The organism is Pseudobutyrivibrio sp. AR14 (assembly GCF_900101325.1).
Lineage (GTDB): Bacteria > Bacillota > Clostridia > Lachnospirales > Lachnospiraceae > Pseudobutyrivibrio.
The window spans coordinates 1-5,690 of the sequence record NZ_FMUY01000030.1; the positions used below are offsets into that span (position 1 = coordinate 1).

11 protein-coding genes are annotated in these 5,690 nt (G+C 31.1%); all 11 read right to left on the minus strand.

The features are described 5' to 3' along the window. Positions 1–160: 160 nt before the first annotated feature. Positions 161–421 (minus strand): hypothetical protein, encoded by a 261-nt coding sequence (locus tag BLP50_RS13920; RefSeq protein WP_090155833.1) that lies wholly within the window; start codon positions 419–421, stop codon positions 161–163. 161 nt (positions 422–582) lie between these two features. After that, positions 583–933: a DUF7957 family protein gene (locus BLP50_RS13925; RefSeq protein ID WP_090155835.1), complete on the minus strand. Its 351-nt coding sequence runs from the start codon at positions 931–933 to the stop codon at positions 583–585. Positions 934–955: 22 nt separating this feature from the next. Next, positions 956–1,108, minus strand: coding sequence for a hypothetical protein (locus BLP50_RS14535; RefSeq protein ID WP_242869289.1), 153 nt, complete (start codon positions 1,106–1,108; stop codon positions 956–958). Positions 1,109–1,235: 127 nt separating this feature from the next. Then, on the minus strand, positions 1,236–1,367 hold the full coding sequence (locus BLP50_RS14570) for a hypothetical protein (RefSeq protein ID WP_278335216.1): 132 nt from the start codon (positions 1,365–1,367) through the stop codon (positions 1,236–1,238). A 180-nt stretch (positions 1,368–1,547) separates the two neighbouring features. Then, entirely contained in the window at positions 1,548–2,084 is a 537-nt protein-coding gene (locus tag BLP50_RS13935) for a T6SS immunity protein Tdi1 domain-containing protein (RefSeq protein ID WP_090155839.1), read from the minus strand. 625 nt (positions 2,085–2,709) lie between these two features. Then, positions 2,710–2,976, minus strand: a complete 267-nt coding sequence (locus BLP50_RS13940; protein ID WP_090155841.1) for a hypothetical protein — start codon at positions 2,974–2,976, stop codon at positions 2,710–2,712. A gap of 78 nt (positions 2,977–3,054) precedes the next feature. Further along, positions 3,055–3,528 carry a hypothetical protein gene (locus BLP50_RS13945; protein WP_090155843.1) on the minus strand — a complete coding sequence of 158 codons (474 nt, stop codon included), beginning with the start codon at positions 3,526–3,528 and terminating at the stop codon, positions 3,055–3,057. A 99-nt stretch (positions 3,529–3,627) separates the two neighbouring features. Beyond that, positions 3,628–3,771 (minus strand): Imm70 family immunity protein, encoded by a 144-nt coding sequence (locus BLP50_RS13950; protein WP_242869290.1) that lies wholly within the window; start codon positions 3,769–3,771, stop codon positions 3,628–3,630. A 316-nt stretch (positions 3,772–4,087) separates the two neighbouring features. After that, positions 4,088–4,456, minus strand: a complete 369-nt coding sequence (locus tag BLP50_RS13955) for a hypothetical protein (protein WP_090155845.1) — start codon at positions 4,454–4,456, stop codon at positions 4,088–4,090. Positions 4,457–4,549: 93 nt separating this feature from the next. After that, positions 4,550–5,047 carry a hypothetical protein gene (locus BLP50_RS13960; protein ID WP_090155847.1) on the minus strand — a complete coding sequence of 166 codons (498 nt, stop codon included), beginning with the start codon at positions 5,045–5,047 and terminating at the stop codon, positions 4,550–4,552. A 1-nt stretch (position 5,048) separates the two neighbouring features. Further along, positions 5,049–5,690 (minus strand): hypothetical protein (locus tag BLP50_RS13965; RefSeq protein WP_207645750.1); only part of this gene is annotated, 642 nt, incomplete at its 5' end.

A 5,690-nucleotide genomic window follows, 5' to 3' on the forward strand; every position in this document is an offset into this window, starting at 1 on the left:
ATATTAGCACGAATAGCTAGCTTTACAATGTTCTATTTATAAAAGGCACTCTTAACAAATCTGCCAGGAGTGCCTCTATATAATATCTTTCTAAGTGATTGTATTAAGTTTGATTAAATAATTAAAAACATACGAAATCATTCATTAGTGATTCATCAAATTATTTCCAACGTTTATATATTTCTGCTAATTCTAATAATCCCAGACCTAATTCATCAGTAAAATCCCAAGAATCAACTATTATTCTAGGATAGTTCAATGGTAAACATTTATTATTCATCATTTTTTCAAGTTCTTCTAATATATTTCTTAATTGTGTATAATCCTTTGTACTCTTTCCATTTTTAGCATTTTCCATTTCCTTTTTAATTTGTTGTTGAATATCCATATTTTTTTTCTTATACTTTGATTCCACTGACATTTAATTAAATCTCCATCTGTAATAGACAATCTCTCTAGCAATAGCGCGGATGAAAAATTCATCCTTTAAACGTAACTAAACAATCACACGTTCCTCGCATGAAAAATGTTTACCTTTTTTATTCAGTTATCCAACTTCATTTTACAATCGGCGAAGAATAATTAATGGACTATTTTTATATCTAAAAGTTTCCCCGTTGTTCTCTCCACCAAGAATCTTCTTCCCCAAAAATCTGTAGCATACAACAATCCATCAATAATTTCTAAATCAATATATGGAATCTGCTCTTTACTCTTAACACAAGATGGCATACTATTGTCAATTTGCCATACTAAATTTCCTTGTGCATCGTAGCAAAACACATTATTTAACTCATCGTACTCCAAATCAACACGTGGTATTTTTAATAAAACATAACTAAAACTTTCAAATTTAATAATCTTTTTTACAGAATACTTAGTATTAACTTTTCTATCTCCTATGACAACAAAATCATTATAACAATCTTCCATATTACGTTTTCGTCCTATATTATCAAAATATCTTACATTCCTTTGAATAATACAAATCCGCTTCTATCACTAATGACCATAGGATTTCATCTGCACACAATTCATCATAATCCGATATAGCTCTTACCAATCCTAGTACTGCGCCATCAGAATTTCTAATGTTCCTTTTATTCACTGCTTCTATTAACTTTATTACATATTCTTTAAAATATCGTAAATACTCGACCGTACTCTCATCATCTATGTTAACTTTATCGAGATATTTACTAATATTAGTCAATTTGGTTTCCAAAATATAATATTTACTCATAATACCCCAAATCTCCTCTTTCCTCTAACGCTAATCCAACGTCTCTTTCTTTTAATCCTTGAGGTTCAATTTTATATCCATGTGCCGGATCGCTAGCTAATAATCCCAGCTCTTCAATAACCATCTCCGGGCTATCGATAGCAGCCAGTTCCGCATTTTCTCCCGACACTACTTCTGTAGCATTCTTAGATGCTGGGGCAGACTCTATAAAAAATGATGTTTTTTAGAAATATAATATTAAAGGGTCTAGCTTCCGTCAGACCCTCAAGTTAAACCTTCAAATACTTCAATTATTCCTCAAATACTACATGCCAACTTTCCCTACCATTTGTGATATTAACTCAATATGTTCTCTTATTTTTACTATACTCAAATTATCAACTTTTTCGCTACCACCTAATCCCAATAATGGCACATACCCAAAACATTCATCCTGCTCTAGTTTTCCTAATTTATTTACCGCCTCTATATACAGGGGTATCTGAAAATATTTTTCAAAAAAATAGTCATCGTCAAGATTTTGTATAAATCGTTTGAAACTTTTTGCGAGCATAACAAAATCACCGTTTTTATACTTAACCATACCAATATATTGTCCTTCTTCAAGAGTTATTACATCCCCAAAAGCCGTTGCTAGAATTGGAATAGAGATTTTTCCTCTAAAATATGTTTCGTTAAGCAATTCTTGATAATCTTCTGGATTAATTACTTTTAGATATCCCCCCACCAATCTACAAAATCCAAAATCTTCCCAAATTTTTGTTAATTCATATGGTACTACTGATTTATATTTTTTAAGTAATTCCTGATTTATATCTTGTCCTTTTTCAATATGCAACATGTTAGTCTCCTAATGAATATGAAAAAATGTATAAAAATGCAATGTCTCTGTCAGTTACTCAACTGTCAGCACAACTCTTTTTTATTTGCACTAAATCTTTGCACAAGAGAAATAAATAAACTAGTCATTTATAAATTTCATATGTAACAAGTATTCTTCGCACTACTGAACTATTTTATAGAAGTGTAAGAGTTTTTCCTTAATCATTCATGTAAAAATCCAAAATTTAATTCTTCCCTTTTCTAACTCATTTATAGGCGCGCACACAACCAATCTAAACATATCATCCATAGAATTATATTTTTTATTTTCTTCTATTGGATGCATATGAAACGTTTTTCAATTTACATCTACGCCTTTGCTCGTGAGTATTTCAATAAATTTCTTTTTAAACATCTCATGATTCATAATTATTATACCTCTTCTAACATTTTTATATATTCAAGTACAGGATTACTACAACATTCCTTAGCATCAATCGGTATATAATAATATTCAAGCCTTGTTTTATTTAACGATAAGCCCTGTTGTTCAAATAGAGCTTGATAATTCATTGCCTGATCTACGGTAGGTTGATAATGCCCTGATAAAAAAGCACTGAAGCTAATATGGTATATTAGTCACTTTATTTACGGCGAATCTTTTTCATTATATCCTCTTTTCTTTTTCTATTTCTCAGCTCTATAAGAAGTTCCTCATAAGCTTTCTCTTTTGACTCATGTATTGAAAGTATGTGAAATGCTGCTCTCTCATCGGTTTCATATACAATCCAACTACTATCCTCTACTATACCGAGAACATTTGCCACTCTACAACTATCCTTAGAATCGCCAATATTATACTTATCCAGTCCTTCTTCTTTAACTATCTGATAAAAATCATTACTATTCATTATATTATCTCCATATTTCATGTATCATTCCTAATTCCTTTATGCTTTCTACTGACATCGGCAATTCTAACAGTACAGTTAGTTATTTAATATTGAAATTCCATAGTCTTCCTGCAATATCATATCAATCCTTTTTATGTCTCCATATAATCCATCAGGAAATAAATATCCCGTCCATTCTTTAGAAGCACAAAGTTCTTCTCTTTTTTTATCTACCCCCTCTTTTATTAATTCAATACATCTATCTGTCTGAATAGTAAAGGGTGAGTTATTTTCATGTTCATTCATTATCTGCAAAAAAACAATCATTGTCCCACAATAAAGTTCATAATAATCACCCTTTAATATTTCAAACAATGCCGCTTCATACAACTTTTTACAGTTTTTATTATTCTCATATTTTATATAAATATATCTAATAATATTCGGCCAGTCCGTTGGCATATTTACCGGTATAAACTCGCTCAATTCACATTTATAATCAGCTTTCCCTAGAAGTAAATCTTTCATTCTATTATTTTTAATTGCTTTATCTACTTTAGCTTTTATCATAAGTAAAGTCTTTTCCTCGTGTAATCTTTTAACAAAACTAATTATCATATAGACACGATTGTTACATCCGATTTTAATTCAATAGCCTTATCTATAGCATTATGAAAAAGTGTAATCAAGTCCTTTCCCTCGCTCGTAACAAAAATAGTTAGATAAATCTGTAATATCTGAACTTATATTATCTCCCCAAGGCACTGGCTTATTTAAATCATCTATATCCCAAATTACATTACTAATAGGCATTTTTTTACTCAATAGCTATTGCCCCTAATTCATCCTTTGCTTTTTTTAAATGTTCCTCAGGCAAGCACTCCCGCTATTCCCGCATTGATTAATACTTGTTTGTAGTCAATATTATAGGCGGCCTCATCATTTAAAATATTAGTGCGAATAGCTGGATTTACAATGTTCTATTTATGAAAAGGCACTCTTAACAAAAAACTTGTTAAGAGTGCCTATATCTCAATAATTACAACTTTTATACAGCTAGAGGTTAAAACTTATATACAGTTCATAGCTAAATATATCTTTTGCACCAATGCCCTATATTTTATTTTATCTAAAATCTTATCACGATAACCCCATATCCATTACTATTATCATATTCGTATTTTATGCCACCACATTCCTTTATATTATCACTTAGCTGCCTTAATAATTCTTTATACTTTTGTTCTTCTAACTCGAATTCATTCTCAAAAGATTCATCATCATCTTCAAAAAAAGAGATATATACCAGTTTCAATAAATCTTGTGAAAACATCAAACCTATTGAAAATTGTCCTTCGACATTATCAATGGTATGTATTCCATCTAGCCAAAAGGAGCAATCCTTTTCTATAGAATCATCTCGAAATGCTATGCTTGCTTCGTCGTATGTTGTATTACCGGATAACGCTATCTTACCATCAATTTTAATATATTTCATAGTTTCCTCTAAGGCTAATCCAACATCTCTTTCTTTTAATAAAGATTTTAATGTGTCGCATTTTTCATGTCCACTAAATCATATTAACAGCAATTAACTAACACTTCCATCAGATATAGAAAATAGAATCTCTTCTCCTCTATCAGAAACTACCTTTATATATTGATCATCAATCAATTTATAATCTACAACCATATCTCTAAATCCTATTTTCCATAAAATACTTTCATTTTTGTATACACATAAATCCAACTCGCATATTGCAGCAAAGTAATTCCTTGAAGAATCCGATAAAAACTCACAAAAGACAGAGTTTAAGTTTTTATCAAAACAAATATCTTTTTTCAAAATATCTACACATACTAGATGAAGTCCTACCCCTATATACATATATCGATTATTACTAACGATATATTCTATATCACCTCCACAATTATTACATGCTATTCCGATACTATAATCATCCACAATAGTCAAGTGATAATATGCATTACATGTTTCATCAAAACTCATTAGATTATTTGCGTTTACTAATCTTCTGAGTTCTTCCAAAGATTCTTTTTTGTTTATCACTATATTTAATTCGTTCATATTAGTATCCTCCCTCAATTATTACGGTTAAAAGTCGATTTCCATCCCAAATAGTTTTTAACTTTACTCCGCCATATTGTCCCATCAAAAAGCTTTCCCTTGTTGTAGCTGTATATTCCATGATTGGTTGACCACATATTTCTTTTGCAACATAGCTCCTACTTTCAACCCCGCTAATGTTACTTGAATCATTAACAACTTTATTTAAATGCTGAGTAAGATAATCTCGCCCTGCTATATCATCATATATACCTATTCTCTCTAGTTCCATTTGCATAGCCTGTGAGCGTTGAATGTTATGTTTATTTCCTGTAGCTTTTCCCAACATATAATCTAGCTTATTGCCTAAATCAGCGCTTTCTTCAATAACCACCTCCGGACTATCGACAGCAGCCAATTCCGCATTTTCATTAGCCACAACCTCTGCTGTACTTCGAGATGCTGCCACTGATTCAATATAATACGTTCCTGCGGTAAAGGCTCCCGCTATTCCTGCATTTATTAATGCTTGTTTGTAGTCGATATTATAGGCTGCCTCATCATTTAAGATATTAGCACGAAGAGCTGGATTTATGTATACCTCATCCACATATTCCATTGTAAATCCAGTTACTCCGGCACCTAATGCTCCTACTGGCGCAGG